22 protein-coding genes are annotated in these 24,611 nt (G+C 67.0%); 13 read left to right on the forward strand and 9 right to left on the reverse strand.

Annotated elements, in window-relative coordinates; translation table 11 throughout:
• Window position 1 precedes the first annotated feature (1 nt).
• From KEG38_RS06085 to KEG38_RS06105, 5 genes are all read right to left on the reverse strand, one after another.
• A complete protein-coding gene (locus KEG38_RS06085; RefSeq protein WP_272418105.1) occupies window positions 2–403 on the reverse strand; it encodes a PAAR domain-containing protein in 402 nt (133 codons plus the stop codon).
• Window positions 404–420: 17 nt separating this feature from the next.
• Window positions 421–2,643 (reverse strand): type VI secretion system Vgr family protein, encoded by a 2,223-nt coding sequence (locus KEG38_RS06090; RefSeq protein ID WP_272418106.1) that lies wholly within the window; start codon window positions 2,641–2,643, stop codon window positions 421–423.
• 123 nt (window positions 2,644–2,766) lie between these two features.
• Entirely contained in the window at window positions 2,767–3,132 is a 366-nt protein-coding gene (locus KEG38_RS06095) for a DUF2752 domain-containing protein (RefSeq protein WP_272418107.1), read from the reverse strand.
• A 13-nt stretch (window positions 3,133–3,145) separates the two neighbouring features.
• Complete coding sequence (locus tag KEG38_RS06100) at window positions 3,146–4,174, reverse strand: DUF898 family protein (RefSeq protein WP_272418108.1); 1,029 nt, start codon at window positions 4,172–4,174, stop codon at window positions 3,146–3,148.
• Between the two features lie 245 nt (window positions 4,175–4,419).
• Window positions 4,420–6,675, reverse strand: coding sequence for a DUF4139 domain-containing protein (locus KEG38_RS06105; protein WP_272418109.1), 2,256 nt, complete (start codon window positions 6,673–6,675; stop codon window positions 4,420–4,422).
• A gap of 233 nt (window positions 6,676–6,908) precedes the next feature.
• Here KEG38_RS06105 and KEG38_RS06110 point away from each other — a divergent pair, with 233 nt between their 5' ends.
• Window positions 6,909–7,355, forward strand: coding sequence for a Fur family transcriptional regulator (locus KEG38_RS06110; RefSeq protein ID WP_272418110.1), 447 nt, complete (start codon window positions 6,909–6,911; stop codon window positions 7,353–7,355).
• Between the two features lie 19 nt (window positions 7,356–7,374).
• Here the strand turns inward: KEG38_RS06110 and KEG38_RS06115 are convergent, their stop codons facing one another.
• On the reverse strand, window positions 7,375–7,761 hold the full coding sequence (locus tag KEG38_RS06115) for a hypothetical protein (RefSeq protein WP_272418111.1): 387 nt from the start codon (window positions 7,759–7,761) through the stop codon (window positions 7,375–7,377).
• 409 nt (window positions 7,762–8,170) lie between these two features.
• On the opposite strand from KEG38_RS06115, the gene KEG38_RS06120 reads away from it, so the two are divergent.
• From KEG38_RS06120 to KEG38_RS06150, 7 genes are all read left to right on the forward strand, one after another.
• Window positions 8,171–8,476: a hypothetical protein gene (locus tag KEG38_RS06120; protein WP_272418112.1), complete on the forward strand. Its 306-nt coding sequence runs from the start codon at window positions 8,171–8,173 to the stop codon at window positions 8,474–8,476.
• Between the two features lie 471 nt (window positions 8,477–8,947).
• On the forward strand, window positions 8,948–9,583 hold the full coding sequence (locus KEG38_RS06125; RefSeq protein ID WP_272418113.1) for a hypothetical protein: 636 nt from the start codon (window positions 8,948–8,950) through the stop codon (window positions 9,581–9,583).
• 106 nt (window positions 9,584–9,689) lie between these two features.
• Window positions 9,690–10,856, forward strand: coding sequence for an AAA family ATPase (locus tag KEG38_RS06130; RefSeq protein ID WP_272418114.1), 1,167 nt, complete (start codon window positions 9,690–9,692; stop codon window positions 10,854–10,856).
• On the forward strand, window positions 10,853–11,353 hold the full coding sequence (locus KEG38_RS06135) for a hypothetical protein (RefSeq protein WP_272418115.1): 501 nt from the start codon (window positions 10,853–10,855) through the stop codon (window positions 11,351–11,353). The genes KEG38_RS06130 and KEG38_RS06135 overlap by 4 nt, the downstream gene beginning before the upstream one ends.
• 239 nt (window positions 11,354–11,592) lie before the next feature.
• Window positions 11,593–12,168, forward strand: coding sequence for a DUF2760 domain-containing protein (locus KEG38_RS06140; RefSeq protein ID WP_272418116.1), 576 nt, complete (start codon window positions 11,593–11,595; stop codon window positions 12,166–12,168).
• Entirely contained in the window at window positions 12,165–14,012 is a 1,848-nt protein-coding gene (locus tag KEG38_RS06145; RefSeq protein ID WP_272418117.1) for an Hsp70 family protein, read from the forward strand. Before KEG38_RS06140 ends, KEG38_RS06145 begins: the two co-directional genes overlap by 4 nt.
• Before the next feature lie 9 nt (window positions 14,013–14,021).
• Window positions 14,022–16,781 (forward strand): hsp70 family protein, encoded by a 2,760-nt coding sequence (locus KEG38_RS06150; protein ID WP_272418118.1) that lies wholly within the window; start codon window positions 14,022–14,024, stop codon window positions 16,779–16,781.
• 6 nt (window positions 16,782–16,787) lie between these two features.
• On the opposite strand, the gene KEG38_RS06155 is transcribed toward KEG38_RS06150, so the two are convergent.
• Window positions 16,788–17,786, reverse strand: a complete 999-nt coding sequence (locus tag KEG38_RS06155) for an RNA ligase (ATP) (RefSeq protein ID WP_272418119.1) — start codon at window positions 17,784–17,786, stop codon at window positions 16,788–16,790.
• Between the two features lie 166 nt (window positions 17,787–17,952).
• Between KEG38_RS06155 and KEG38_RS06160 the strand changes: the two genes are divergently transcribed.
• Window positions 17,953–19,971, forward strand: a complete 2,019-nt coding sequence (locus tag KEG38_RS06160) for a hypothetical protein (protein ID WP_272418120.1) — start codon at window positions 17,953–17,955, stop codon at window positions 19,969–19,971.
• A 14-nt stretch (window positions 19,972–19,985) separates the two neighbouring features.
• Here KEG38_RS06160 and KEG38_RS06165 read toward each other — a convergent pair whose 3' ends face one another.
• A complete protein-coding gene (locus KEG38_RS06165) occupies window positions 19,986–20,522 on the reverse strand; it encodes a pyridoxamine 5'-phosphate oxidase family protein (RefSeq protein WP_272418121.1) in 537 nt (178 codons plus the stop codon).
• A gap of 140 nt (window positions 20,523–20,662) precedes the next feature.
• Between KEG38_RS06165 and KEG38_RS06170 the strand changes: the two genes are divergently transcribed.
• Both KEG38_RS06170 and KEG38_RS06175 read left to right on the forward strand, forming a co-directional pair.
• Window positions 20,663–21,505, forward strand: a complete 843-nt coding sequence (locus KEG38_RS06170) for a nuclear transport factor 2 family protein (protein ID WP_272418122.1) — start codon at window positions 20,663–20,665, stop codon at window positions 21,503–21,505.
• 90 nt (window positions 21,506–21,595) lie between these two features.
• Window positions 21,596–22,153: a hypothetical protein gene (locus tag KEG38_RS06175; protein WP_272418123.1), complete on the forward strand. Its 558-nt coding sequence runs from the start codon at window positions 21,596–21,598 to the stop codon at window positions 22,151–22,153.
• A gap of 18 nt (window positions 22,154–22,171) precedes the next feature.
• Here the strand turns inward: KEG38_RS06175 and KEG38_RS06180 are convergent, their stop codons facing one another.
• A complete protein-coding gene (locus tag KEG38_RS06180; RefSeq protein ID WP_272418124.1) occupies window positions 22,172–23,155 on the reverse strand; it encodes an NAD(P)H-dependent flavin oxidoreductase in 984 nt (327 codons plus the stop codon).
• 180 nt (window positions 23,156–23,335) lie between these two features.
• Between KEG38_RS06180 and KEG38_RS06185 the strand changes: the two genes are divergently transcribed.
• The gene (locus KEG38_RS06185) at window positions 23,336–23,902 is read left to right on the forward strand and encodes an OmpA family protein (RefSeq protein WP_272418125.1); all 567 of its coding nucleotides are present in this window, start codon (window positions 23,336–23,338) and stop codon (window positions 23,900–23,902) included.
• A 12-nt stretch (window positions 23,903–23,914) separates the two neighbouring features.
• Window positions 23,915–24,604, forward strand: a complete 690-nt coding sequence (locus KEG38_RS06190) for a MotA/TolQ/ExbB proton channel family protein (protein ID WP_272418126.1) — start codon at window positions 23,915–23,917, stop codon at window positions 24,602–24,604.
• The last annotated feature ends 7 nt before the right edge of the window (window positions 24,605–24,611 follow it).

The raw sequence follows: 24,611 nt of genomic DNA on the forward strand, positions 1-24,611 counted from the left end.
CTCAGCCCGTCCCGTCGTCGCCGCGATTCTTCCGCGCCGCCTCGCGCTCCTGCTTCGCCCGCTCGCACTCCTCGCAGAATGGCTCGTCCGTTCGGAGCGCGTCCGCCTGCGGCGACGAGCCGATGTTCACCGTCGGGCAGCCGAGCACGATCTTCCCGCCGTGCTCCGTCGGATCGCCGCGCCGCGCCGCGTCCTTCCTCCCGATCTTCACCGTCGGCTCGCCTTGAGACACCGCGTCGGGCGGCCCGATGCAAATGAGTTTGTCCCCGACCCGCGCCGCCGGCATGTAACCGATGAGCACCGTCGGCTCGCCCGAGATCACCGGTCCGCCGACGTGTGGCTTCGGCCCCGGATCCACCTTGGGGCAGACGTGCATGTCCGTGATGCGTGCAGCAGGAGGCATGACCCCTCGTCCCCTTTCTATTGCCCGATCCCCTCGACCCGCAGATCGATCGGCTTCGGCCTCTCCGGCTCGTCCACCACCGCGAGCTTCGCCTCGTCCGGCACAATCGGCTTCGCGCCCGACCCCGATCCGGCGCTGCCGCCGCTGTTGATCCGCACGAGGTTGCCCTTGATCGTCACGCCCTTCGAATCGATGCGAATGAACCCGCCGGGCCCCTTCAGCGTGAGATCCTTCGCCGCCTCGATGACGATCGACGAGCCTGCCTTGAGGTGGATCTCCTTCGACACTTCGAGCGCCGCGTTCTTCGCGATCTTCTCGTAGTGGTTCTTGTCGACCGTGACCGAGAGCGTCCCGTCGACGCGCTCGTTGCGATTGCCGACCACGTACAGGCTCGAATCCTTCTCGACCCGCTCGCGGCGCATCTGCCGCACCACGATGTCCTGATCCTTCTGGACGAGCAGCTGCATGTTGCCGTCCGTGATCTCGTGCTCGTCGCCGTTCACGAGCTTCAGGCTCCCACCGCCGACGAACAGCGTCCGATCCTTGTCGGTGATCTCGATGCGGTTCACGCTCGTCACCTCGACGCGCGTGCCGCTCGTCGACTCGATCTCGTTGCGCACGACGTACTTCTGCCGGTCGTGCCCGATCGTGATGATCTCGTCGTTCTTGACGTACTTGCGCAGGTTCTTCTCGGCCTGCATCCACACGAGCTCGCGCGTCTTCAGATCCTCGAACATGATCTCGTTGAAGCCGTTTCCGCCGAGCGACGAGTTGCTCTTCCACGTGCTCCTCGTCTTGTACTTGGGCAGCTCGTACGGCACGACCTGCGTCGCGTTGAACACGCGGCCCGTGATGATGGGCATGTCGGGATCGCCGTCGAGGAAGCCGACGAGCACCTCCTGACCGATGCGCGGAATCACGATCATGCCGTAACCCGTGCCCGCCCAGCCCTGGCTCACGCGGATCCAGCAGGAGCTATTGTCGTCGAACGTGCCCTCGCGATCCCACGGGAACTGCACGCGCACGCGGCCGAACTCGTCGACGTGGATCTCCTGCCCGGGCGGGCCGACCACCGTCGCGCTCTGCACGTTGTTGAGCTTCGGCTTCGGCGTCCGCATCGGCGGCCGGTACACGACATCCGTGTAGACGCTGCGCGCCGAGATGCTCCACTCGTCTTGCGGGCTGCCCTCGATCCGTAGATCGATCACGAGCAGATCCGATCCCTCGCCGATCTCGGGGTGCGGGTGATGTCCGATGTTGAAGATCATGCCCGGCGCGAGATCGGGGCAATTCGTATCGATCGCGACCTGCCTCCGGCCCATGCGCCGCCCGAGCATCGCCCGCTCCGCGCGCCCCTTGCCGTATTTCTCTTCGTGCCGCGCCACGCCCTTGTCGTCGGCGACCGGCGTGTTCCCGTCGGCCTTGCCCGTCTCGGAGAGGAACGAGCCCGGCTGGTAGACGTATTGCTCGTATTTGTCCTCGGGCGCGGCCGCGCGCGGCGACTGCTGGGCGAGCTCGTACGAGGGCCTGCGGAAGTCGTAGTCGCGCTGCGTGTGCAGACCCGGCCGCACCTCGTGCGACAGCCGCACGTTCGTCACGAACTCCTTCTCCGACTCCTGGTTCGGCTCCTCGATGTACGGGATGGGCAAACCCCCGCGCTTCGGACCCTTCTCCAGTTTGTCGTGGAACGTGATGTTCGTGCCCGCCTCGTCGGGGAACGTGAACGCGATGCCTGCCTCCTCCACGAGGCGGCTCATGAACGCGTAGTCGCTCTCGCCGTACTGCACCTTGTATTCGAGCTTCGGGTACGTGCCGCGATCGATCTTCCAGACGGGCGTGATCGCCCACTCGCCGAGGAGTTTGTCGACGATGTCCGGGATCGAGAGGTGCTGGTAGATGCGGTGACCACGGCGCTGCGTGAGCAGCCAGGCCTTCGGTGCGATCCGCAAGAAGTACGTCGATTCGGCCTTCTGCCCCGGCAGCGGCGCGACGCCGTGGACCTGTTCGACGTGCGTCACCACGCCCTTCCACGTCCGCGATCCGAGCCCGGCGACGAACCGCACGCCGTGCACGATCCGAAGCGATGCGTCCTTGCCGATGATGCCCTCGAGATCGACGTCCGGCTCTTCGCAGCGTGCCCACACGGCGATCGTGGACAGGGTCGAAACGCTCTCCTCCACCGTGAAGCGTCGAACGGAGAGATCCGCGCCTGAAGCTACCTTGAGCTCGAGGATGGGCATGTTTGTAATCCTACCACGCGTGTCAGACCCGAAAACAAGGGCTTTTTCCCTCGTTTTCGCGTCTACGCGCCGCGCGCCGTGGCGGATTTTTCTGGTGGAATCACGTTGCCGCGCCGCGTGAAGTCAGGGCACGGGCCCCCCGAAGAGGCCGAGGAACCGAAGCGCCCAGACGATCACGATCGCGACCCCGCTGCCGCCGGAGACATCCCTGCCAAACCTTTTCCACGCGGCGTCGTCGAGGAAACGCGCGGCGAAGACCGTGGCGATCGCCACGAACGCGAGCGGCAGCGCGAGCGGATGGAAAGCGGTCGCGGTCGCGAGATCGAGGCGCAGGAGCGCGAGCGCGGCGCGCGTGAGGCCACACGCGGGGCAGGGGAGCCCGAGCGTCAGGCGGAGGATGCAGGTGGTTTGGGGGACGAGGGCGAGGAGGAAAGCTATCGAGAGCGCCGGCAGGGCGAAGCGGAGCCGCTTTGCGGCGCTCTCGCGCATGGGCCGGAACGCGTCAGGTGACGCGCTCCGCCTCCCACTTGAGGATGTTGCAGATGCCCCAGGGGTAATAAATACCGCAGGTGAGGTACGTGAAGAGCAACGTGAGCAGGTATGTCCCGAAGAACCCACCCGGATCCTTGCGGAACTGGTAGCCCCGGCCGTCGAGCTTCGTGTTCTCCCACATGAAGGCGAAGAGGTTGTTCGCGAACCAGGGGCCGTAGATCCCGAGCGTGCAGTACATGAGGAGCAGGCCGAGGATGTACGTGCCGAGCAGCGACGCCGGATCGCCGTGGAACGTGAGCCGCCCCGGCTGCCCGTTCACGAGCACCTTGCTGTCCACGTACTGCTTCGTCTTCACGATCGCCCACGGCGTGTAGATGCCGCAGGTGACCGCCGTGAGCAGCGTGTTGACGACCATCACCTTCGCGAGCTCTTGCGGCGTGCCCGTGTACTGGCATTGCTGCCCGTCGAGCTGGAGCGCCTCGTAATAGAACTCGTAGAACTTGTTCGAGAAGAGCACGATGGCCGTGAGAATGGCAGCCAGGTAGATCAGGCCGCCGACCATGGAGGAGAGGATGGCGATGATGTCGCCCACCCCCCCGCGCCCGATCGCGCCGCCGATGGCGCCGCCGATCCCGCTTATGATCGCGAAGACGATCCCGCCGGCGGCGACAGGCACCACGTTGAACAGCAGGTACGTGCCGAAGAGCTTGCCGCCGTCACCATTGAACACGACGCGTTGCCCGATGCCGGGAAAGCCCGCGCCCATCATGCCCATCGGCGGTCCGGGCGGCGCTCCATAACCACCCTGCGGCGGCGCATAGGCCCCCATGCCCGGGGCGCCGGCCGGAGGTTGTCCCCAGCCACCTCCACCACCCGCAGGCGGCGCGCCGCCCGGAGGCGGTCCCCAGCCACCACCTCCACCAGAAGGCGGCATTCCACCGCCGGGCGGATAACCACCGCCGGGCGGATAACCACCACCGGGAGGATAACCACCGCCGGGCGGGTATCCCCCGCCGCCACCGTAACCGCCTGGGTTCATCCGTGCACCGTCCCTGGTTGCGAGTCAGGGCGGAGCGTACAGCCCTCGGGGAGAGGGTGTAAAGATGGCTTCGCGCCTGGCGCTCTAGAACATCGATCGGTTTGACAACCGATCGATGTTCTAGGCTTCTTTCGTCCCGAGGGAGACGCCTCGCGTCCCCCTCTCGTCCGGGCAAAGCCCGGCCGATTCACCCCCCGAGGCGAGCTCGCTTTGCGATCTCGCAGAGCGCCGAACAGTTCGGCGCTCTAGATCTTCGTGGTCGAACCGTCTTTCGCGTCCGCACCCGCCGTCTCCTTTTCCAGCGACAGCTCGGAGACGCCGTCCTGGAAGCGGATACGCGCGAGCATCAGCTTCTCCTGCAGCGCGACGAGATCGATCGTGGCCTTCGAGATCCGATCGCTCACCTCTTGCATCTTCTTTTCGAGGCTCTGCATCAGCGGCCCGCCGCTCTTCACGACCTTCAGCGTGACGATCTGCGCGTGCAGCTCGTCGAGGCGCTGCCGGTATTCGGACATCTGCTCGCGTGACGTGGTGATCCTCTGCTCGAGGTTTGCCATCTCCTTCTGCAGCTCGAGCAGCTTCGTCACCGACTCCTTCAGCGGGCCCGCGGCCGCGGCGCTCGACAGATGCACGCGCACCATCTCCATCCCCACCGTGCTGCGGATGTCGGTGCTCTTGAAGAGCGGCGTCGCCTCCTCGATGTCCACCTCGACCTGCTTGCCTGCCGGGATCTCGATCTTGAAGAGGTACGACTCGCCGATCCGCTCCTGCGACGGCGGCGCCTTCGCCAGCTTGTATCCGGGCGAGACCGTATGCCGCACGTACACCGTCGCCGTGTCTTGCAGGCGGTTCGTCATGACGAGCGTCTTCTTCTTCGTGTGGCGGACCTCGGTGGAGAACACGCCGCGCTGCACGCTGAGGATGCGGGCGATCTCGTCGCGTGTATCGTCCTTGCGCTCCACCACGATTTGCCGATCGAGCGCGAACGGCACGAACGCGAACGAGTGCGCCGGGATCGGATCACTCATGCCCTCGCCGATGAACCGGCCCTCGCCGAACACGGTCACGGGCCCGCTCTCCAGCACCGACCCGGTGGGGTTCTTGAGGCGCACCGCGCGGAACGGAAACGTCGTGTTTCCGCGCGCGCTCTCGGGATCGTAGAAATACACGAAGCCGCCCTCGGTCTCCTCGCTCAGGATCGACACCATCGCGCTCGTCAGGCGCGGCACCGTCATCGGCGTGGGCGACTCGAAGTGCGACGTCCCGATCGGCTCGGCGCTCGCCGGCGCCGCCGCGTTCGGATCGAGGGTCGCGGTGTTTTGCATCTGCCCTTGCTGCTGGGCCTCTTCCGGCGCCTCGACGATCCGGACGCCGCCCGCGCGGCCCGCTTGCATGCCGTTGCCCACGGCGACGACCTGCGAAGGATCGAGCCCGCTGCGGATGAGCTGCTCGCGCGCCCGGTTCGCTCGTTCGAGCGACGCGCCGTACTTGTCGCCGTCGCGCCCGTCGGCATACCCCTCGACGACCACCTGCCGCCGCGAATTCTTGTACTGCGCGGCCAGCCGATCGAGCCCGGAGGTGTCCTTCGGTTTGTTGTCCACCCACGGCTCGCGCGCCGGCTCCCTCTTCGCGGGCGCGCTGTTGGTCGCGCGCCTGCCTCCGCCTCCGCCGAAGCCCCCGAGCCCGCTCGTCGGGCCGCCGTTGCTCTTCTTGTCGGCCGACTGCGTCCGCGCCTCCGTGCGCTCTGTCTCCGCGTCACGCGCGACGGTCGCGTCCGCGAGCCGCGCGTCGTCGAGCTCCGCGACCACGCGTTTGCCCGGGGCAAGGCCTCCGCCCGGAAGCGCTGGCTGCCCCGCGTACGTCGATCCGCCCATGGGGGGCGCCTGCGCGAAGAGATCGTTCGACTGCAAAGTTTCTCGCTGGACCATGCGGACCGAGCGCAGATCGAAGCGGAAGGAGAGCGCCGAGCTCGAGCCGACGCCGAGCTTCACCTTGTTCCAGTCCTCGCCCGAGGTGTTGTCCACGATGGCCCACGCCTCGACCTTCATCTTGCCGTCCTTGCCGACGGAGACGCGGTAGCTCGGCTTCCACGACGGGGCCTCGGTCACGTACGAGAGCAGGAGCTTGTGCGGCTTCGGCCCCTGGAGCTGGATCTCCATGTTGACGAGGGGCGAACCGCCGTACTGCTGGTTGTTCTGGTAGTTCTGCTGGTTGTTCTCTTGTCCGACGAACGCCGAACCGGAGGTCGGGTACGCGACGGGCGCGGGTTTGCCCGTGGTCGCGTCGATCACGGTGAGCGACTTCAAGAAATCGTCGATCTTGTCCCCCGGCACGCTGAGCCGGAGCGAGTCGCCGTCGATCTCGGCGTAGCGCTCGAAGTAGGCGATGCCGTTGCGGTAGACGACCACGCGGCCGAGCGTGGTGTCGCTCTTGACGAAGGTCGTCGTCTTGGCGCAACCGGCGAGCCAGAGGAGCGCGATCGGAGCCAGAATCTTTCTCATCGGGAAGACCTCTACGTGCGAGCCAGCAGAAGGCGCGGTGCGCCGAAGGCCCTTCGACGAACGACCCGCCCCAACGATCTGAGGATGGTAAACCGAGTCCCGCGGCTTCGAGACAGAAAGAACGGCGACGGGGCCAGCTCCTTACACACGGTGGACATCTGCAACAGCATCCGCGTTGCTCCTTCTCCTCTGTCCCCATTGCGACCCGACCGTGGTCGGGGTAGGGAACATGCATGGCGCGCTCGACCGACCCTCCCAACATTGACGAGCTGCGATCGCTCGTCCGGACCAAGGGCCTGCGCGCGACGGCTCCCCGCCTGGCCGTGCTCCGCCGGCTGCTCGCGCAGAAGACGCCCGTGAGCCACGGCGATCTGTGCGCCGAGCTCGCGCCCGAGGGCTGGGACCGCGCGACGATCTACCGCAACCTGATCGACCTGACGGAGGTCGGTCTCGTGCGACGCACCGACGTGGGCGACCACGTCTGGCGTTTCGAGCTGGTGCGCGAAGGGGGCGAGCACGACAGCGGGACGCACCCGCACTTCGTCTGCAACAGCTGCGGCGAGGTGGCATGCCTGCCCGACGAGATCGTCGAGGTGAAGCCAGCACGCGGCATCCCGCGGGCGCTACGCAAGAAGGGGCTGGAGATTCAGTTCCGCGGGACGTGTGATCGGTGCGCGTGAGGGGCGTGCCCTCCTCCCGCTACCGGATCAGCTCCAGGTGTTGCTCGGCCTTCCGCGGCTTCTTGTACGTCGCCTTGAACGACGCCTTGTCCTCCTCGATCGCCTCCACGCAATAATAAGCCGTGTCGAGCGGGAGGCAGTCGCCCACGTTCATCGAGAAACCCAAGGGCTGGGGTTTGTCGCCCCACCAGCTCTTCTCGTTCAGGGCTGACGCGGGCACGTCACACACGTACGCGAGCGCCGCATAACGGACGTCATCTCGGAGGACCGTATGGTCCACCCGGAGGTGACAACTTTCCACGCGCGCGACCTTTCCGGCTTCGAGCGTGAATCGATTGGATTCCGAACGCCCGCAGGCGGAGACGGCGACGGCGGCGATGAGAAGGAACCATCGTCGACGTTGCATGCACTCCGCCCCCAAACCTCCCCGCCACGCTACCGCCCCCCACGTCCCCGGTCAACGTCGAGGCAGGGAAGGGGAGCAGGAGGAAGAAGGGGTGAGCGGGGGAAAGGCAGAGAAGTGGCGTGCGGGGGGAAGGGGGATAAGGGGACCGTAGAGGCGGGTGCGATGCGGAAGCTTTGCGCGCTGGTGCTTTGGGTGTGGGTCGTGATGGTGGCGGGTTGGGGGTGCTCCGATGCGGATGACCCTCCGCTCACGGCCTGCGAGAGAAAGGCGCGCGCTTGCCAGAACAGTTGCTTCAAGGCTGGCGCTGGCTCGGCGTGTTTCTCCTGCTGCAACCAGAACGCCGTTGCTTGCAGCTCGGACTCCGGCTCGTATAGCTTTTACAGTTGCCCGGACAAGGAAGATTAGCGTCATGAACAGGCATCGAGCCATGCTCGTAATCACATGGTTCCTGGCGCTGCTCGTCGGCTGCAAAGAGTCCCCAAGCAAGGCGTCGAGGCCCGAGAACGATGCCGGGAAGGTCGTCCTGCGCGAGGAGTGCGACCTCCCGACCACGAATTGCTACAAGGGCTGCTTCGAGCGAAAAGAGGAGCTCTATTGCCCTGCCTGCTGCTTCGACAACTTGATCTTCTGCAACGAGGGCAACCCGTACGACTTCGAGCGGTGCAAGACTGCCGAAACGGACCCGAAGCCGACGCGTCCGCCGTTTGAGAAGTGAACGCGGCCCCCGCCCACCCCGCCTAGAAGCGCCCAGAGCTACACGACATCCCCCACGTCCCTCACGAAACCGCTCGCAACAAACCGACGCGCCCGCCCTTCGAACGCCCGTGCCGTTCGCTCACCGCCTCCGCGCGTTCCCTTCCCGCGCGTCGAGTAAAGCTAGCTACATCACACGCCTGCCCTCCTACGGGTTTGCGTTTCGCTCCTACAGGTTTGCGTTTCGCTCCTGCGGGTTTGCGTTCTGCTCCTCGACCGCGAGCCTTTTTCTCCCACGGACGAGCGTTTTGCTCGCGCGCGACCGCGTTTCGCTCGTGCGCGCCCCGCCGCGCTCCCTGCACGTCCGCCCCGTCCTCGGGGGCGTCTCCACGCCGATCGCGTACAGCCGTACGGTTCTGCTACTCGGCTCACAGGTCTTCTGGTACCGTCCATACCGAACCAGCGTACGCCGCTTGGTCGGGAGGATGGGTTGATGGGTGCGATTGACTACAAGCGTTTTCACCGGATTCTCACGCGATGCCAGGAGCTCGGCACGGACCCGAATGCGCGGCCGGTGGTGGCGCGGGTGTATACGGATGTCTTGAAGGGGTCGGCGGAGGCGTTTCTCACCGCGCACAAGTCCGTCATCGCCGGGGAGAGCGCGGCGGGCAAGGAGGGGGCGGAGGCGAATGCCGCGCTCGTGTCGATCGACCAACCTTATCGCGAGGCGCGCGCCGTTGCATTGGCCTACGTGCCCACGTTGGAGGTGCCCGATACCCTCAAGCGGCAGCCGACCGACACGGACAAGGTGACCGCGCTCGAGGACCTGCTCGACGCCGTCGACGATCACCTGGGGACGCCGTGGGCCGACGACATCGTGAACGGCGTTTTCGGCCAGCGCGCGCCCCAGGTGATCAAAGAAATCCGCGAATCGGTCGATGCGAACACGGCGCTCGCCAATGCCAAAAACGCGCGCGCGACGGCTTACGGGCCCGCCTACGAGAAGTACATCTCGTTCAAGCGCGTGGTGCGCGAGGTGCACGGGCCGTCGTCGAAAGAATACAAGCGAATCCACCTGCGCGCGGCGAGCGGGGGGGACGACGGCGGAGACGACGGCCCGAAGGAGTGAGGGGACGGACGGGGCGGGGCGGGTTCGAGATGGGACGGCTCGCCCCGTGCTCCCGTGGGATCGTTGACCGATCCGCGGACATGTGGTTGCCTGCGCACAGGCGACCATGAAGCGGCTGCAAGTCCGGGGCTTCGGCCCCATCCAGAAAGGTGATGTCGAGTTCGGGGACCTCACGGTCCTCGTCGGGCCGCAGGCCACCGGCAAGAGCCTTTTTGTTCAGCTCTTCAAGGCGATCCAGGATGCGGGGGCGATCGAGTATGAGCTGGGTGAGTACGGCTTCGACTGGTCGGATGGGGACGATCCCGTTAGCGACTACTGTGGCCTCTACTTCGGTGGTGGTCTGGAGACCGTGATTCAAACGGATACCGTAGTTCTTCGCAACGGTAAGCCCTTTGACTTCAGAAAGGTCGCGGTTCCTCTCCGCGGAACTTCCTTGAAGGAGACTGTATGTCTGATCCCGGCGCAACGAGTGCTCGTGCTTCAGGACGGCTGGCCTAAGCCGTTTATGGCTTATGCAGCCGGTGATCCCTATGCAATTCGCAAGTTTAGCGAGTCACTCCGAAAGTTTATGGAGGACGCCTTTCGGCGCCCAAGATCGCTTTCCCGTTTTCCACAGCCGATGGGTCTCGACGCAGGTTTACATGCCGTCGTCGATGCATCCGTTTACGTCGGTTCGAAGATTGTTTTGGAAAAAGAAGGAATGCGCAAAAGAATTGCGCTGAAGCCTCCCGGTGCCGACTTTGCGTTGCCTTATAACGCATGGTCTGCAGGGCAGCGAGAGTTCACTCCCCTGTTGCTCGGTCTCTACTCGCTCATGCCATGGAGGTCACGGGCGGGGGACATTGATACCGTCATTATCGAAGAGCCAGAGATGGGGCTTCACCCCCAGGCTATCGTCAGCTTCGGGTTACTAGTGCTGGAACTCTTAGTTCGGGATTATCGGGTGATCTTGTCAACTCATTCACCCGTGGTATTGGATCTCGTGTGGGCCATACGTGAGCTTTCCAGCACGGCCCCTGACAACGGCGTCAAAGCTCTCTGTGATATCTTCAATATCGATCAGCTTACAGTGTCCATGCCCGCACTCTTAAAGAGTGCTTTGCAAAAGAAGTATCGCACCTACTACTTTCACCCCACCAACTCCGGCGTGATCACGGAAGACATCTCTACCCTGGACCCCGGCTCCTCGGACCCGAGCGTCGCCGGCTGGGGCGGGCTCAGTGGCTTCTCGGGGCGTATCGCGCAGATTGTCGGCGAGGCCGTGTCGCGATGACGGCGGGCAAGAAGAAAGCCCGGCCGCCGAAAGAGACGTTCCGCGACGCCGTGAACCCGTGCAAGCCCCTGCAACACCGCGACGGTCTCCAGGCCATCAAGCGGGGTGAAGGCAAGGGGCAGATCTCTGGAGAGGACGCCGGCAAGATCCTCGGCAGCGTGGACATCGACGGCGACTGCCGGGCGACCCATCCGGAGTCCAACCGCTGGGACTACGTCGTCGGGTACGACCGCTCGGGGCAGGTGATCGCCCACTTCATCGAGGTTCATTCCGCCGAGACGAGCGAGGTCTCGGTCGTCGAGAAGAAGCTCGATTGGCTGGAATCCTTCCTCCAGCACGACGCGGCGCGACAACTCGCAGCACTCCCGCGCGAGCTCCACTGGCTGGCCTCCGGCCGTATCAACATCCTCACGCACACCCCCCAGTACAGAAAGCTCCAGACCACCCTCCGCAAGCGTGGCCTCCTCTTCGCCGGCAAGACCCTCCTCCTCACCTGAGCCCGTCTCCCTGACCTGCATCGAGGCGCGCGGGAGGCGTGGCACGCGCGGGGGTGGTGGGTCCTGTTGTTTGAGGGGTCGCTCCGCGACCCCGAGTTCGGGGGGACCACCCCCGCGCGTGCCACGCCTCCCGCGCGCCGGTCGTCCCGTCCGAGCTCACGCCGCCCTTTCCACCCGTCCGAACAAAACCCGCTCGCCGGAAACTCCCACCTTCGCGCAGCACGCGTTACCCTTCCCGCGTGTCCGAAGAAGCCCCGCTCCCTCTCGCCACACGGCTCTGGTTTGCCTGGGCCTGCCTGGTTCGGATCCTGTTCGACGGCCAATTCGCGGCTCGCGTGTTCAAGGCCGCCGTTCCGGCCCTCCCGCCCCCCGAACCCGAGCCGGCCAAGCTGCCCGAAAAGGCCAAGAAACCCGAGCCGAAAAAGCCCGCGGAACCCGACCTCTCCCCGGCGCTCTCGCTCCTCGCCCTCCTCCAGCGGGAGGGCAGGCTCGTCGATTTCCTTGAGCAGGACATCGCCACCTTCCCCGACGCCGAGATCGGCGCCGCCGTCCGCGTCGTCCACGAGGGATGCCGCAAGGCGCTCCACGACCACGTGACGATCGTTCCTGTGCGGAGCGAGGACGAGGGGCAAAAGGTGACGCTGGAGGCGGGCTTCTCTCCGGCCGAGGTGAAGCTCACGGGCAACGTGCAGGGCAAACCTCCTTATCGAGGGACGATCCAGCATCGGGGCTGGAAGGTGGCGGAGCTCCACCTGCCCACGCCCACGGAAGGGCACGACCCGAAGATCCTCGCGCCCGCGGAGGTGGAGCTGTGACCGCTCGTTTCGTCGTTGGTATCGATCTCGGCACCACCCATTCGGCCCTCGCGTTCGCCGAGAGCGCGGCTGAAAAACCGCGCGCCGAGGTATTGCCCGTCCTCCAGCTCGTCGCCCGCGGCACGCTGGAAGAGCGGGTGCTCTTGCCTTCGTTTTATTATGCCGCGCACGAGAGCGAGGGCGCGCAGAGTCTGCCCTGGGACGCGGAGCGCACGTTCGTGGTGGGTGAATATGCCCGCACGCGTGGCATCGACGCGCCGATCCGGCTCGTGTCGAGCGCGAAGAGCTGGCTCTCGCATGCGGGCGTGGACCGGCGATCGGCGCTCTTGCCGCTCGGCGCGCCCGAGGACGTCGAGAAGATTTCGCCCGTCGAGGCCTCGTGGCGATACCTGGAGCACCTCGCCGAGGCGTGGGTGCATCGGCAAGGAAAGGAGCAATCGCTCTCGGCGCAGGAGATCGTGCTCACGGTGCCGGCCTCGTTCGACGCGGCGGCGCGGGATCTCACCGTGGAGGCCGCGGGCCTCGCCGGGTTCGAGGATCTCACGTTGCTCGAAGAGCCGCAGGCCGCGCTGTATGCCTGGATCGACGCCGCGGGTGAGGACTGGCGCAAATACATTCACCCGGGCGACGTGATCCTCGTGGTCGACGTCGGCGGCGGCACGACCGATTTTTCGGCCATCGCTGCGACCGAGGTGAATGGCTCGCTCGCGCTCGAGCGCGTGGCCGTGGGGGATCACATCCTGCTCGGCGGCGACAACATGGACCTCGCGCTCGCGCACGTGGCGCGGCAGAAGTTCGTCGCCGAGGGCAAGGAGCTCGATCGATGGCAAATGATCGCGCTCACGCACGGGGCGCGCGGGGCCAAGGAGCGGCTGCTTTCGGACGCCTCGATCGAGAGCTTGCCCGTCGTCGTCCCGAGCCGCGGGGCAAAGCTCCTCGGCTCGTCCTTGCGCACCGAGCTCTCGCAATCCGAGGTCGGAAAAATTCTCGTCGACGGGTTTTTTCCGGTCGTCGGGGCAAACGCCCGACCCGCGCAACGCGCCCGCGGCGGCCTCACGCAGCTCGGCTTGCCGTATGCGCAGGACCCGGCCGTCACGCGCCACCTCGCGGCGTTCCTCGGCCGCCATGCGCGCGCGCTCGATCGGATCGAAGGGTTTCCGAAGCACGAGGGACGCACGCTCCTGCACCCGACGGTCCTGCTCTTCAATGGCGGCGTCATGAAGGGCAAGGTCCTCGCCGATCGGATCGTCTCGACCCTCAATGCATGGCTCGAGGCCGACGGCGGAAAGCCGGTGCGCGTCTTGCCCGCGGCCGATCTCGACCTCGCGGTCGCGCGTGGCGCGGCCACGTACGGGCTCGTGCGCAAGGGCCGGGGCCTGCGCATTCGCGGCGGGACGGCGCGCGCGTATTACGTGGGCATCGAGAGCGCGGTGCCGGCCGTGCCTGGAATCGAACCGCCGATCACCGCGCTTTGCGTCGCGCCGTTCGGCATGGAAGAGGGCACGGAGGCGGCCTTGCCGCCGCAGGAGCTCGGCGTCGTGGTCGGCGAGCCCGTGCGATTCCGGTTCTTCGGCTCGTCGGTTCGTCGGGACGACCCGGCCGGCGTCGAGCTCGAATCGTGGGGCGAGGGCGAGCTCGACGAGCTCGCGCCCATGGAAGTGACCTTGCCGGCCGACGGGCGGCGCGAGGGAGACGTCGTGCCCGTGCGGCTGCGATCGAGCATCACGGAGGTCGGGACCTTGCTCGTCGAGGCCGTGCCGATCGAGCCGCAAAAGCCGGGTGAAAAGTGGAAAGTGGAGCTCGGCGTACGCGCGCACGGCGGCGAGGTCGCCGTGGAAGGCTAGGGGTCGTTCATGAGCGCGCGGCGCATCGTCGGGATTGATCTCGGCACGACGCATACCGTGGTCGCGTGGGCCGATCCGCAGGCGAACCGGCCGCCGGAGGTCTTTCCGATCCCCCAGCTCGTGAGCGCGGGCGAGATCGAGCCGCAGCCGCTTTTCCCCTCGTTTCTTTATGCGCCCATTCCGGGCGAGGCCCTGCCCGATCCGTTCGGCGACGCGCCCTGGGTGCTCGGCGTGCATGCGCGGCGCCGCGGGGGCGAGGTCGCGGGAAGGCTCGTCGCCTCGTCGAAGAGCTGGCTCGCGCACGCGGGCGTCGATCGCACCGCGCCCATTCTGCCGTGGGGCGCGGGCGAGGAGGCCGAGGACCTGCCGCGCATTTCGCCGGTCGACGCCGCAGCGCGATTGCTCCTGCACGTGAGGCGCGCGTGGAACGAGGCGTTCCTCGCGTATCCGCTCGAAAAGCAGGACGTTGTCTTGACCGTGCCCGCGTCGTTCGACGAGGACGCGCGTGAGCTCACGGTCGAGGCCGCGCGGCGCGCGGGGATCGAGGTGCGGCTGCTCGAAGAGCCGCAAGCGGCCTTTTACGATTACATGGCCCGCGCCGGCGAGGGCGATCTCGCCGCGCTTTGCCAGCGGAGTGGCGGCGAGGCGCTCGTCCTCGTTTGCGACGTCGGCGGCGGGACCACGGATCTGTCGTTGATCCGGGTTCGCCCAGGCGAACAGCGCGGATCCACCGAGGTCGAGCGTGTCGCCGTGGGAAAACATCTTCTCCTGGGCGGCGACAACATGGATCTTGCGCTCGCGCATCTCTGCGAGAGCCGCCTGATCGAACCTCCCGATCGATTGCCCCCCGCGCGCTTCGGCCAGCTCGTGCTCGCTTGCCGCGCCGCCAAGGAGCGGCTCCTCGGGGACGAGCCGCCGAGCGATGTCGCGGTCACGGTGCTCGGAAAGGGCGCGCGCCTCATTGGCTCCGCGCTTTCCACGCGCCTTTCCCGCGAGGAGGCCGAGCGCGTCGTGCTCGACGGCTTTTTGCCGCCCGCCTCCCTCGCCGATCGCCCGCGCCGCGGCGGCAGCGCGCTCGTCGCATTCGGCCTCCCCTACGAGCGCGACGTCGCCATCACCCGTCACGTCGCCCATTTCTTCGCCCGCCATGCCCCCGGCGCGCCCGCACCGCATGCCTTGCTCCTGAATGGCGGGGTCTTTCGCGCCAAACGTATCGTCGATCGGCTCGCGGACTCCATCGGAACGTGGAGCGCCATTCGCCCGGAGATTCTGCCGCATCCGGATCCCGACCTCGCCGTCGCGCGCGGCGCCGTCGCGTATGGGTTGTCCCTCCTCGGCCGTGGCGTCCGGATCGGAGGCGGCTCGGCGCGCGGGTATTACCTCGGCTTGTCGGCGGGGCCGTCCGGCCAGCGGCAGGCCGTCTGCGTCGTCCCGCGCGGCGCGCGCGAGGGCATTCGCTACGAGGTGCCCGGACGAACGTTTTCGCTCACGGTCGGCCGCCCGGTGCGATTCCCGATGTATACCTCCGACGAGGCGCTCGACCTGCCGGGCGCGGTCGTCACGCCGGACATCGAGCGTTTTTCTGCCTTGCCACCCGTCTCCTCGGCCTTCGAGCCGGGCGCGCGTCCCGGCGAGGTGACCGTTTCGCTCGCGGGCGAGCTCAGCGCGATCGGCACGCTTGAGCTCGCGTGTGTCGAGGTGGACGCCGAGGCCGGACGCCGCTTTCGATTGACCTGGGATCTGCGCGAGACGAGCCCCGACACCGCGGTCGAGACCGAGGGTGGTGTTTCCTCGGGCAAGACGATGCGGCCGGGCGTGACGGCCGGGGGCAAACGGCTGGAGGACGCGCGCGAGGCGATTGCGCGGATCTATGGCAAGGGGCGGGCGGACGTCACGCCGCGCGAGGTGAAGGACCTCGTGCGCGAGCTCGAACGGATCCTCGGCGAGCGGCCCACGTGGACGGCCGAGACGAACCGCGCGCTTTTCGACGTGCTCTGGCCTGGGCACAAGGGCCGGCGGCGCTCGGCCGATCACGAACGGGTCTTCTGGCAGCTCGCGGGGTATACGCTCCGGCCGGGTTTCGGTCACGCGCTCGACGAGGAGCGCGCGGCGAATCTGTTTTCGTTGTTCCACGAGCGTGTCGTGTTCGCGCAGGAGGCGCGCACCTGGCAGCACTTCTGGATCGCATGGCGGCGCATTGCGGGGGGACTCGAAGAGGCGGCGCAGGTGGCGATCCGGGACCTCGTCGATCCGTTCCTCGCACCTACCGAAAAACGATTGAAGAAGCCCAAGGGCATTCGGGCCGAGCCCGACGCGGACGTCGTGGACCTCGCCTCGTCGCTGGAGCGCGTGCCGCCGGCGCGGCGGACCGAGCTCGGCGGCTTTTTGCTCGAACGAACCTGGACCGATCGTGATCCGCGGATCTGGGCGGCGATCGGGCGCATCGGCGCGCGCGTGCCCGCGTATGCGAGCGCGCACCATGTCATCGCGCCAAACGTCGCCGAGCGCTGGCTCGATCATCTTTTGCGCGAAAAATGGGCCGAGATGCCCACGGCGACGCGGGCGGCGATGGAGATGGCGCGGCTCACGGGTGACCGAGCGCGCGATGTGTCGGAGCGGGTGCGGCGCGACGTCGAGCGGAGGCTCGTGGCTTCGGGCGCGCGCGAGGAATGGGTGCGGGCCGTGCGTGAGGTCGTCGCGGTGGAAGAGGCGGACCGGGCGGCGTTTTATGGCGAGGGCTTGCCCGTCGGTATCAGGCTCGTCTCCTGATGGGACTCAGTCCTCGTCCTTCAGCAAGAAGTCGTTGTTGATCACCTTGAACGAGAGCCGGCCGCCGAGCGTGGCCGAGCGCGACTCGACGAGGGGACGGATCACGATGCCCTCCTTGCGGTTTTTCGTCTTCGTATAAAGACCCCGCGCCGCTTCGAGCCAGCGATCGAGCGTGTGCTCGAAATGCTTCGCTTCCTCGCCGCGGACCTCGCGCTCGATGGGCACGGTGCGCAGGCCGTACTCCTTGCAGAACGCGATGAAGTCCGCGAAATCGAGGTAACGGCCCGCCCGCGCGTCGTACACGCCGAACATGAAGACGTCGACCTCGGAGAGCCCGAGCCGGTTCTTTTGAATGCCCGGGCCGCAAAGCTCGCCCTGCACCGCGATGCCCGGGGGCAAACGGTGCGCGAGCTCGTACCGCTCCGCCATCCGCCATACTGCGTTCGGGCCGGGCGCGAGGGCCCAGTTGCGCGAGCACGCGAAGAACTCGCCGTCGGGCGCGCGGAAAAACGTCGCCGACGAGCCGTCGAGCTTCGTCGAGACATAAAACTCCTGGCCGCGGATCTCGTCGAGCACCCCGAGCGCCGATTGCAGGCGAATCTCGTCCGTCTTCGGCACGAGCGCCGGAAAACCGCCCGCGACTTCACGCGCGTCCGGCAAGATGGCCTCGTATTTGGTGACGCCGAGCCGATCGCGCACGTCCGTCCCGACCTCGGGGATCTCGCCGTCGAGGATGGTGGCCGGCAAAGCGAGGCCTTGCGAGAGCACGCCACGGAGCTTGACCGTCCGCACGCGATACCCGCGTGACCGCATGAACTCCGCCCACGGCGCGCTCGAAGGGAGCACGCTGTCGATTTCGAAGAACACGCAGCGGTCGCCGGGGCGAAATTCCCCTTTCTTGACGACCACGGTCCAGCCCATCACCCGGGCCTGTTCGATTTGATCCGCGCCCTCGATGGGCGCGAGGCTCTCCACCACCTGAATCGAAACGAGTTTGCGTTCCACGACGTCCTCCGGACGCCACGCGCACGTATCCACCCACGCTCGAAATCGAGCCTGCGGACCGCCGCGAACGGCGCGATGAGGCGGACGAATAAGGAGGCCGAAGGAGCCCGAACGGCCCGCCAGGGTCCACGACTAGCGGATTTTCCATGGCGCGTCAAGCGAGAACATGATTGCCTTTCTCCCGGGATCCATGCGCGCGACCCATCACTACCGCTCCGCCGGCGCCGAGCCACGCGTCGTCCGCGTTCTCGATTTCGATCGGCTCCCGGACATCGTGCGGGAACGGCTCGTCCGCGGGCTCGCGGACGGCGGCATGCCCGGGCCGCTCCTGCGCGTCGAGGAGGACGCGGCGGGCACGATCCCGGGCTCTCGGCGCTTCTGGCTCGGCGCGGGGATCACCGCTGCGTTCGTTTGGCTCGTGCTCTGGTTCGTGCAGTTCGGCGACCTCGAAGGACGCTTCGCCGTGCAGCCGCGTGCGTTCATGCTCGGTCACGCGCTCGTGGTATCGGTGCTCGCGCTCGCGGTGATCGTGCATGTGTACTTTCGGCGATCGAAGGACGAGGGCGCGCCGTTCCCGTCGGGCCGGTATCTCTATTCGCTCGACCTCGTGGAGGTCCGCGGGCGGATTCTCACGGTCACCTCGCTCGCGACGCTCCGGCGTGTCGAGGGGCGCGCGGGCGGAAGGCGCGAGGAGGTGATCCTCGTCTTCGGCGACGGCGAGGCGGCGCCGCTACGCGTATTCGGGGATGCGACGGAGCTCGCGTGCGAGGCCCAGGCCGCGATCGAAGAGGCCACACGCCTGGTTTTACCAGACGACCAGCCCGCGATCGAACGGCTCGACCCCTTTTTCGAATTGCGCGTCGCCGACGACTGGGCGAGCGCGGAGTCGATCGCGAAGGACAACGGTAGCCGCGTTCCCGCATTTCGATGGCTCGTCCTCGCGTCGACCGCCGTGGGCGCGCTCCTCGGCCCGGCGTCGTGGTTCGCGCGCAATCACGCGAGCGACGCGTCCATGTTCGGCCAGGTCCTCGAGGCGGCCGAGAGTGCCTCGGACGCCGAGTTCGCCTGGAGGCAAATGCTCTATGGCGACGTGGGCCTGCGCCCTCGGAGCGCGTTCGACGACATTGCGTTCGAGCGGGCGAAGAAACGAGCGGTCTCGCTCGCAGAGTATTTGTCGATGTACCCCGACGGCAAACACGCGGCCGAGGCGGACGAGCTGCTCTTCGGCATGGTGAAACAGGCGGATAACCTCGCGACGTACGGCATCTACCTCGGCGACGCGCGGGGCCGGCGGCACACGGACGAGGTCGACGACGCGATGTTCGCGGCGGCGAAGCGGAACAATAACCTCTTCGCGTACCGGCAATACCTCGAATTCCTCGGTAAAAAACACGAGCACGAGATCCGCACGGAGCTCCTGCCCAGGTCCGAAATCGTGGACGCCCGGCAAAAGCAGGACGTGGCGGAGCTCCACGCGATCGAAGGTCGCTACGGGAACAAGTGGGCCGAGGAGGTGAGCGAGGCGATTCACCACGTGTATGCCGATCGGCTCGACCTGCTCCGGCTGCGAAAAGGGTCGGGCGGCGAGAGCGCGCGTGCGATCTTCCATCCGCTGCTCACGAGGCTCGATACGAAGGGGGATCCCCGGGTCGTGCTGGATGTGGATTTCGTCCTGCCGAACGCGTTCCTGGACGCGGAGACGGACCTGATACACAAGCACGGGAACCGATACCACCCGGTTGGCCAGGTCTTCTGGAAGTCCGAGAACGATGTCGAAGAGCGGGTCTTCAACACGATCGTCTCGCGCGCGAGGGGCACGCTCGGCCGCGCCGTTCAGTTCCAGCGTGCGACGGAGAACGCGGCGCCGGATGTTCCTCGGCTCGTGGTCTCGATGACCCTCGTCTCGGGCGACGAGCCGTTCGTATCCACGGAAGACAAACTCGTCTTCAACGACATTCGGATCCGGCTGGAGATGCACGCCGCGATCCCCGGGGAGGGCACGACGCCGTCGTTCGTCACGACGACCGGTCGCTCCACGGCGTTTTTCCCGAACGATTACGATTCGTCGTCGAAGAGATTGCAGCTCGTCCTCGGAATGCCGGAAAAGCTGCTCGAAAACGCGTATCCGACCCTGCTTCGCAAGGCCTCGGAGGAGCTCGGCGAGCTCCTCGCCCCGGTCCTTTGAGGAAACCGGCCTGATCAGGCCGCCCGCGGCTGCTCCTCCTCGTGCCGGAGCTCGATCCGGCCGTGCCGCGCCGGGAATCCCGGGGCGCCCGTCACGGCCGAGCGCACGCGGCTCACGATCGCGGAGAACAGGCCCGCCGAGGGATCCCAGTATTCCGCACGCTCGACCTCGACCCGCAAGAGGGCGATGTCCGGCTCGTCGAGCCCGCGCGGAAACCACAGGCGCAGCGTCGGGCTCCAGAGTTTTTGCATCTTCTCGCGGTCGCGGACGATCCGAGCCATGCCCGCGATGGAGACGTATCGATCATCGTTCGGATCGGAGTACGCGACGTTCACGTGGTGATCGGCGTTGATCTCCCGCACCTTCTCGGTCTCGCAGGACGTGAAGAACCAGAGCGCGCCGTCCTCGTCGAGCGCCTCGCACGTGGCCATCGGGCGGCTGTGCAAGGTGCCGTCCCCGTGGGTCGTGGTCATCATCGCCACGCGGATGCCCTTCACGAGCCGCCTCAGCTTTCGCATCGCCGCCGCTTGACCATTGCCGTCTTTCGCCATGCGCGTCCCCCCTCTCCAGCAAGAGGCATAAGGCCAGGACGGGCGCAGCGTGAGCCCCTCGCTCGCCGAGGAGAGATGCCGTGCGCGGCCGCGCGCCTTCCCGCTGCCCTTGCCCGGCCTGTTCGTGTTATACGCGGCGCATGGAATGGAGCCGAGACGATGTGCTCGCGGTCGTGAAGAGCTCACCCGACCGCGTCGCCGCGCACGACAAAGCAGGCTGGGTGGGGCTCTTCGCGCACGGCGCCGTCGTCGAGGACCCGGTGGGCGGGCCGCCCGCGCGGAAGGGCGCCGACCCGCGCGACGGCGACGACGAGCTCGGGCGCTTTTACGATGTGTACATCGCCCCGAACGACGTGCACTTCGAGGTGCTCGCGGACGTCGTGCAAGGGCTTGTGGTGGTGCGGGACGTGAACATCACGACGCGCACGCCGAACGATGCGCGCGTGGCGCTGCCGGCGTATCTGATTTACGAGCTCGGCGAGTTCGACGGGGCGCTGCGGGTTACGCGCATGCGGGCGTTCTGGGAGCTGCGGGGCGTGACCGCGGCGGCACTGAAGGGCGGCCCGAAGAGCCTGATTGCGATGACGGGGCTCACGGCGCGCATGCTCCGGATTCAGGGTTTTTCCAATGTGTCGACGTACCTCGAAGGCCTCTGGCGGGGCATTTTCGAGCGCGGGCACGCGACGGTCGAGGAGCTCGCCCGCACGATCGGGGAGCGGGATCTGGCGGGGTTGCGGGGGCTCTTCACGGACGACGAGCCGCGGATCGAGATCGATCCGGGGAAGCGGTATACGCCGCGGAGCCTCTTCGACGCGCTCGGGCCGGGCGCATCGCTGGAGGTCGAGGCGCCCATCTCCGCGGGGTTCTTCACGGGCTTCCGCTGCACGCTGATGGCCCACGGCGCGCGCCGGAGCGGCATCGGGCTGCTCGAATTCGATCCGCACACGCGGTCCTGCACCTCGGCGCGGCTTTATCTGGAATGAGCGGGGACAACTTTTGAACGGGAGTGGAAACCGGACGCGGGCGCCCCTATCGTCTCCTCGTGGCCGGCGCTCGCTGGCCGGGAGATCACGATGACCACGACGTTCGACGCGCTGCACGATGTCGCAGAGGCCCCGCTGTTCCCGCGTGATCGCCCGCTTCCTCCCACGCTGACCGTGCGCCAGGCGCGTGACGCGTACCTCGCGGAGAACGGCTTCACGACGGACGAGTATACGGCCGAGACGTTTTCGGTGATGATCTTCGGCGGGCGGGCCAAGGTGACGCTGCCGAACCCGCCGCCGCGGCGCTGGGCGATCGGGTTGCACGATTTGCATCACGTGGCGACGGGGTACGGCGCCAATTTGATCGGAGAAGGCGAGATCGCGCTCTGGGAGCTGATGGGCGGCTGCGAGACGTGGATCGTGTATCTGCTGAACGCCTCGGCCGCGATGGGGGGATTCGTGCTCTCGCCGCGCCGCATGCTGCAAGCGTACCGCGACGCCAGACCGGCGAAGGCGCTCTACCGGCAGGGGATGAGGGTCGACGAGCTGCTCGACATGCCACTCGGGGATCTGCGTGAGCGGCTCGGGATCCCGCGCGAGGGCCTGGCGAAGGGCGAGCGCGCGGTCGCGGCGAAGCCGCGCGCCTGAGAGGTTTTCAAGAAAAACCTATCCGCGGAAGGTGCTCGAACGGGTGAGGAGGTCCCCGCACGCCGCGTCGTATTCGGCGCGCATGCGGCGGACGAGCGTCTCCACGCTGGGCGCGTCCGCGATGCTGCCGACGCCCTGGCCCGCGCTCCAGATGTCGCGCCACGCCTTCGCGGCCGTGTTGCCGCCGGAGCCGAAGTTCATGGTGGATTTGTCGGCCGAGGGGAGGTTGTCCGGGTCGAACCCGGCCGCCGCGACGGAGGGCTTGAGATAATTGCCGTGAACGCCCGTGAAGAGGGACGAATAGACGATGTCCTTCGCCGCCGTGTCGACGAGCATTTGCTTGTAGGCAGGCATCGCGTTCGCCTCCTCGGTGGCGATGAAGCGCGTGCCGACATAGGCGAGGTCGGCGCCGATCGATTGCGCGGTGAGGACGTCGCGGCCCGTGGAGATCGCGCCGGCGAGGCAAACCGTGCCCTGATAGAACTTGCGGACCTCGGCGACGAGCGCGAACGGCGAGAGCGTGCCGGCGTGGCCGCCCGCGCCCGCGCAGACGAGGATGAGGCCGTCGACGCCCTCTTCGATCGCTTTTTCGGCGTGCCGCACGTTGATGACGTCGTGGAGCACGATGCCGCCGTACGAATGCACGGCCTTCACCACCTCGGCCGGCGGGCGCAGGCTCGTGATGATGATGGGCACCTCATGCCGGACGCAGACCTCCATGTCGTGCTCGAGCCGATCATTCGAGCGGTGCGCGATCTGATTGACCGCGAACGGCGCCACGCGCGCGCCGGGGTTTTGCGCGCGGTATTCTTCGAGCTCGGTTTTGATCCGCGTGATCCAGACCTCGAGCTGCTCCTTCGGGCGCGCGTTGAGCGCCGGGAAGGACCCGACCACGCCCGCCTTGCACTGGGCAATGACGAGCTCGGGGCCCGAGACGATGAACATGGGCGCGCCGATCACGGGGAGCGTGAGGCGGCCTTCGAGGCTCTTGGGAATCGGCATGGTCGGGGTCCTCCGGGGAAGCGTCCCAACGTCGTAGGCCCTAGACGCGCCTCACGTCAAGAGGGCTGCGATCATGGCCTCTATACCAAGTGCTCGGGTTTCGCCAAATTTGTGCCCGAACACGAGCGACGTGGTAAGCGCGAGTCGATGGACGCCGGGGGGCGTCTCGCCGGAGGAATCATGTCGCGTCACAAGGTCATCACCCTCCTCAGCACCACGCTCGCCGCGCTCTCGATCGGTTGTGGTTCGGATCCCGTGGCCGCGCCGAGCACGGCCGCCGCGGTGGCCGCGCCGAACCCCGCAGCCGCGAAAGCGCCCGAGGCCGCGAACACGCTCGCCGCGCCCGTGAGGAAGGACAAGACCACCCCCACCGCCGGCTCGGTGCACATCGAGGACCGTATCGTGAAGGCGTGCGGCGACATTCCGCGCGCGCGCTTCGCGTTCGACTCGTCCGACCTCGAGCCAGAGGCGACGAAGGCGCTCGAAGCGCTCGCCCGCTGCTTCACGACGGGCCCGCTCGCCGGCAAGGGAATGAAGCTCGTCGGACATGCCGATCCGCGCGGAGAGACCGAATACAACTTCGGTTTGGGCCAGAAGCGCGCCGGCAACGTGGCGGACTTCCTGGGCAAGAAGGGGCTCGAAAAGTCGCGCGTGGAGATGTCGTCGCGCGGGGAAATCGAGGCAACCGGGGTGGACGAGGACGGCTGGGCCCAGGATCGCAAAGTCGACGTGTATCTCGCCGACTGAGGACGAAAAGCCATGATCGATACGCCGATCGAAACTGCCGCGGCGCCGATCCGTCTGGATCCGGTCTCGCTCGTCTTGCATTCGTCCGGGCCCGTGTTCGTCGTGGTCTGGCTGCTCGTGGCCGCGGCGGTGATGGTCTGGGTCATCGCCTTCTTGAAGGCGCTCCAGCTCGGCCGGTTGAGCCGGGCGGAGCGGCGTTTCCAGCAAGAGGCGAAGCATGCGCTCTCGGCCGACGCGCTCTTCGCCGCGGCGAGCCGGTATGCGGACGCTCCGGGCGCCGTGGTCGTGCTCGAGCTCGGGAAACGCGCGGGGAGCCCGAAATTGCTCGATTCCGTGGCCAAGCGCGCGCTCGTCGATCAGGAGCAGCGGGCCGGGTCGCTCATGGCCTCGTTGTCCACGATTGCCGCGGCCGCGCCGTTCGTCGGGCTGTTTGGCACGGTGTACGGGATCATGGACGCGTTTTTGCGGATCGGGCAGGCGAAGAGCGCGAGCCTGCCGGTCGTGGCGCCGGCGATCGGCGAGGCGTTGATCGCGACGGCGATCGGGCTTGCGGCAGCCATTCCGGCGGTCGTGGCCTACAATGCGCTGAACAAGCGGATCGACGCGCTTTTGTCGGCGATCGAGGCGGCGAGCGAGGGCTGGGTGGCGCTCGTCTCCGAGGTGCCGGCGACGTTGCCGAAGCCGAGCACGCAGGGCTCCTGAGGAAAAG

This window comes from Polyangium jinanense, assembly GCF_028435265.1.
GTDB lineage: Bacteria > Myxococcota_A > Polyangia > Polyangiales > Polyangiaceae > Polyangium > Polyangium jinanense.